The organism is Sulfitobacter sp. 1A15258, from assembly GCF_043557045.1.
In the GTDB taxonomy this organism is placed as follows: Bacteria; Pseudomonadota; Alphaproteobacteria; order Rhodobacterales; family Rhodobacteraceae; genus Sulfitobacter; species Sulfitobacter faviae.
This window is the reverse complement of record NZ_JBIFFK010000027.1, coordinates 1-4,214: the sequence shown is the minus strand read 5'-3', so window position 1 is coordinate 4,214 and position 4,214 is coordinate 1. Positions and strand designations below refer to the sequence as shown.

Below are 4,214 nucleotides of genomic sequence, written 5' to 3'. Positions count from 1 at the left end.
CATGCGTATTTGACCCATAGAACGACAAGGCCCTCGTCCGCGACGGGGGCCGAAGCGCCGGACCTTCCAATTGCCGTTCAGCGGCACGGTGATCGCTATCGAAGAGGATGGATTACGGTCACATTACCCGGGAGCGAGCCGCAGGAACTCGTAGGCCTCGACCGGCTAGAGTGTACCGACGGCACGCTGTTTTTGGATGTTCAAGATGGTGCTGAGTTGGTTTAAGCCGCTTACGAAGCCTTGTTTGGGAATGCTCATGCAGATCATGTCCGTGATCGGAAAAAGCACGCACGTACAACTCATCGAGCAAAAGGGTCTCTATGCTGCTATGTTCAACGCGCAGCGTAACAGTTACGGTTGAAGCGCTTAACTTGCACCGACACCGAGAGGAACCAATATGCCACCCCTTAAACTTCCCCTATTCTCAACGGCAGCGCTTGGTATTGTGGTGGCGGCCTGCACAGCACCCTCAATGCCCGAAGCCCCAGATGGGGCCAAATTCTATGCGGCAAACTGCGTTTCGTGTCATGGCATGTCCGGAAAAGGCGATGGCCCTCTGGCACCAACACTCGATGCCGCGCCAACGAATTTGACACTTCTCGCCCGTAAGAACGGGGGCAGTTTCCCGCGCGCGCGGGCTCTAAGCTATGTCTATGGTCATCCTGAGCAACGCGAATTGACGCGAGATATGCCCCAATTCGGCGGATCAATGGCACATGACACGGTGCCAGTTGAGATCAATGGCGTCCTCACGCCAACGCCGCGTGAACTCGCGGGATTGCTAATCTATATAGAAAGCATCCAGCGATAGGAACCTGAGATCAGACGGCCAGCGCCGGAGGTTTACCTTGTCTCTCAGGCCAGTTTGCGGCATCCATACACTGCCGAAGAGAGGCGAGGTATATTCGCACAGGGGCCCCCTTACCGGGAATGTTTCTGCCCACACCTGGGACAAATCAAAGTAGCATCTACCCAGCTTTCACCATCCGCTTGATAGAAGCCATGCCCTAGAAACCAACAAAGAGGGCGAAGCAGCCAGTTCTTTGGCCCTCGAGTGCGATCAATTTCTTTCCACGTTAGCCGTGCCACCATCTTTCCCCAAAATCAAACAAGCCTCGGAGGCCGACAGCGCACTGCCAGATCGGCACGGGCTTACCCCTTCATTGAACGCCAATCTTCGTCCGATCTGCAAGCGCTCGGATCATAAGCACTGCATCGGACATGATCAATCAGCCCGATGGGGGGGGCGCCTATCCACCAACCAGCAGCCCCGGCGGAGGGGCCTCCCTGGGGTCAAGATGTTGTAAGAGGATGTTTCCTTCTTGCCAAGATATCTGTCCGACCAGCTGGCTTTCTGCTTTATTAAGCGGAAACATACCAAGCGGCTCTCTGCGCGCGGGTTGTGGGGAACTGCATACGGTAGCCGAAACATAATAGGTAGCTTTCCGCCCCCCTCTTCACCGAGCGGTTAGGCAGGCAGTTCTCGAGCGGTGTAGCCGCGAACGATCGCAGTCCGCCGTTTCTTTGAAGCGCGTTGCAGACAAGCCGCCCGTTTTATAATGTGATCTCGTGCAAAAAGGTGCCTGGGCCAGTGTTTAAGAAGATCGCGAATTTCTACTCTCAAAATCTCAGGATCGATCTTGCTCCCGCCAGTATCCTCGCTGATCTCAGCCCTGAAAATGAAACCTACCGCTCTGCGGCAGAAAGAGGCGACTTCGTGGTCTGCGTTGCGCAAGGGGAACCTCAGCGGATTTACGGGGGAATAGGCCATGAGCTTCAAGCTAACGATTGATGCCGAGGAAGAGGCTCTTTCTCTCAAAGTCAGCAGCTTTGACGCAAAAGATCGCGCGCTGATCCAAGCTCGGTTGGCAGAAGTTGCAGAGCTTCTCGAAGAAATTCTATCTTCTGATGAAGCCGCAAACAGCCTCACCGAGGCAGAGCTCACGCGGTTAGAGCCAAGCCTCGCGGCGCTGGAGCTAAAGTACAAAATTATTATGCACCAGGCTGGTGCGCTGGCGCAGGCCGCTAAAGGCATCGCCCAAGGCCATGAGACAATTTCTCAGCACGGGTTTCCGGAGTTTGATGATGCCTGACCAAAGAACGGCAACTGTCCACTTTGGGGCAAACCGTATCGCGACCGGCTTTATAGAATGCATATCAGATCACTTGGGGAGGGTCTTACTAAGTACGTCGACCAAAGCCATCACGCGCCACGAATACGTTGAGCATTTTAGAGCGACAATGGTCGCCTCAGACAAGTTAGGCCTTCTACAAGGTGCTGTTGAGCCTGTTCTAAGAGACAAAAAGGCTCTCGACGCCTTTAAGCACATTATCATCAGCGAACACGCGCTTCTCGGCCCGGTAAACGATATGCTCACCAAAAAAACCATGTTTCCTAAGGCCAAGCGCAGAGCTCAAAACCTCGACAATGCGTTCTCCGACCGCCAGCTGCATCTGCATTTAGCAATCGCCCCTCAAGCAGAATCTTGGACATATCTGCTGGCGGATGATGACATCTCCCCCGGTCCTTCTGACCGCGCGGCGCCAGTTCATTCTTGGGCCGACCTGGTGTCTCGCATCACGGCTGCCTGTCCCAGAGCTACCCTAACAGTTTGGAATTTCGAGCAGCCCCATCAGGTGATGCTACCGTTCTTGGCAGCCCTGCTTGATATAGACGTCGAGCTTGTTGATCCTCAAACCCGCAAAGCCCTGTCGCAAGAGGCTTGCCATCACCTTAAAAGCGCAAAGCTTCTCAGTAAGATTGTCCAAATCGATGAAGAGCTCCAGATCCGCATGGATGCCCAGTATGAGCTAGATCTGATCAGGATTGCCGCCATGTCGAAGGTCACCTTGCGTGACGGCTGAGGCCAAGTTCGACCTTCGCCACGTCAGACAACGTTCCATGCCCCTTTCTTACGTTTCTTTATAGAAGCTTTCGCCAAAATGGCTTCGAAGAAACGCGGCCTGGGGCGCAGCCAGCTCCTCCAAACGCTCAATGACATAGTCCGGCAACTGCAGCGGCGCTGTTTGATGAACTCTCTCAGCAGCTTGAGGGTACTCAGAGGAAGGCAAGCCACAATGATGCTCGATCTTGCGCAAAAGGCTCAAAGGGTCTTTTCCGATTTGTCCGTAGGGTAAGTACAGCAATTGATCTGGCGCAAAACGTGCGCTCCACCGGGGCACATTGTTCAGATAATCTCCGCGCGTACGAAGTGCAGGCATGTCGAGGAGCGCCTCCCACTCCTGTGGCGATGAAGGCAGTTTCTTCCTGCGATGTGCATTCATGCGCAGCTGGGACTTCAACCGATCCAAGGGGTTACGGATGAGGTAGATCAGTTTGCTCTGCGGCAAAAAGCGCTTGAAAAAGTCCACACCCTCATCTGGAATACATGAGTACTCCGGCGTGACATCGAGGCATTTTTGATCCTCCGGAGCGCGGGAAAAAATGTACTTATACCACGTGCCGTTCAAAATGGGCGCGGTCTGAAGACGATCAAGATATGCCAGATAGGCCTCATCTGGGGGTGAGGCGCTTGCAAGATGGCGCGCACGCGCCCCCTGAAGTCCCTGTTTGACATGCCACGGCGCCCACCGCCGGCATTCAGCAATGAACTTATGGTCAAAAAAATGCAGTTCCTTGAACGGCGGCACCCAAATGTCCCGTCTGGTTGCCAAGGTGACATGTAGCCAAGACGTGCCTGCCTTCTGCGCGCCGATACACAGGATATCGGGTTTACGACCTTTGTTCATATCACATTCCTGCTTGTCTCATCCTGAGACCAAGCGCCGATGAAGCCCCCAAACACGAGAGCGGTACAGGGTGCGCTCACCACCGGCTCAAACATTGTTCTTCATAATCCGCTGTAGCCGCTCTTTGATCTTATCGTCTACCAGGGGCGCGGCCTTCACCCCCGATATACGCTTAAACCGCCTATAGACAGTTGGGCCAAGCTTCAGTCGCTCAATCACCTCCATCAGGACCTTTCCGGCCATCGGCTCCGATGCCGCCACCTTCGCTGAGCGCGCAAACATATTGTCGATCATATCTCCCTTCTCCACCCAATAGGTCAGCATGCCATCAAACAATGCCCCTCCCGATGAAAAGCGTCTGCGGGGAGGCCACGGACGCTTTGGGTGGAACAGTTTAAGCTCGCTCTCATGCAGCTTCGCCGTATTTGCGTAGATACTGGCACTCATTCCAACAGCACGTTCTC

7 protein-coding genes are annotated in these 4,214 nt (G+C 54.4%); 5 read left to right on the top strand and 2 right to left on the bottom strand.

Annotated elements, in window-relative coordinates; genetic code table 11:
• The 5 genes from ACGYK9_RS19115 to ACGYK9_RS19095 all read left to right on the top strand — a co-directional run.
• Nucleotides 1–225 (top strand): hypothetical protein (locus tag ACGYK9_RS19115; RefSeq protein ID WP_394422699.1); only part of this gene is annotated, 225 nt, incomplete at its 5' end.
• Between the two features lie 172 nt (nt 226–397).
• A complete protein-coding gene (locus ACGYK9_RS19110; RefSeq protein WP_394422697.1) occupies nt 398–811 on the top strand; it encodes a c-type cytochrome in 414 nt (137 codons plus the stop codon).
• A gap of 780 nt (nt 812–1,591) precedes the next feature.
• Entirely contained in the window at nt 1,592–1,792 is a 201-nt protein-coding gene (locus ACGYK9_RS19105; protein ID WP_394415272.1) for a hypothetical protein, read from the top strand.
• Complete coding sequence (locus ACGYK9_RS19100) at nt 1,770–2,093, top strand: hypothetical protein (protein ID WP_394415274.1); 324 nt, start codon at nt 1,770–1,772, stop codon at nt 2,091–2,093. The genes ACGYK9_RS19105 and ACGYK9_RS19100 overlap by 23 nt, the downstream gene beginning before the upstream one ends.
• A 148-nt stretch (nt 2,094–2,241) precedes the next feature.
• Complete coding sequence (locus ACGYK9_RS19095) at nt 2,242–2,865, top strand: hypothetical protein (protein WP_394415276.1); 624 nt, start codon at nt 2,242–2,244, stop codon at nt 2,863–2,865.
• Nucleotides 2,866–2,913: 48 nt separating this feature from the next.
• On the opposite strand, the gene ACGYK9_RS19090 is transcribed toward ACGYK9_RS19095, so the two are convergent.
• Both ACGYK9_RS19090 and ACGYK9_RS19085 read right to left on the bottom strand, forming a co-directional pair.
• Nucleotides 2,914–3,750: a sulfotransferase family protein gene (locus ACGYK9_RS19090; RefSeq protein ID WP_394422695.1), complete on the bottom strand. Its 837-nt coding sequence runs from the start codon at nt 3,748–3,750 to the stop codon at nt 2,914–2,916.
• 87 nt (nt 3,751–3,837) lie between these two features.
• The coding region (locus ACGYK9_RS19085; RefSeq protein ID WP_394422693.1) for a hypothetical protein at nt 3,838–4,214 on the bottom strand (377 nt) is incomplete at its 5' end.

Excerpts from the sequence above, each read along its gene's own strand:
- ACGYK9_RS19110 (WP_394422697.1), top strand. The coding sequence starts at position 398 with ATGCCACCCCTTAAACTTCCCCTATTCTCAACGGCAGCGCTTGGTATT.
- ACGYK9_RS19100 (WP_394415274.1), top strand. The coding sequence starts at position 1,770 with ATGAGCTTCAAGCTAACGATTGATGCCGAGGAAGAGGCTCTTTCTCTC.
- ACGYK9_RS19095 (WP_394415276.1), top strand. The coding sequence starts at position 2,242 with ATGGTCGCCTCAGACAAGTTAGGCCTTCTACAAGGTGCTGTTGAGCCT.
- ACGYK9_RS19090 (WP_394422695.1), bottom strand. The coding sequence starts at position 3,750 with ATGAACAAAGGTCGTAAACCCGATATCCTGTGTATCGGCGCGCAGAAG.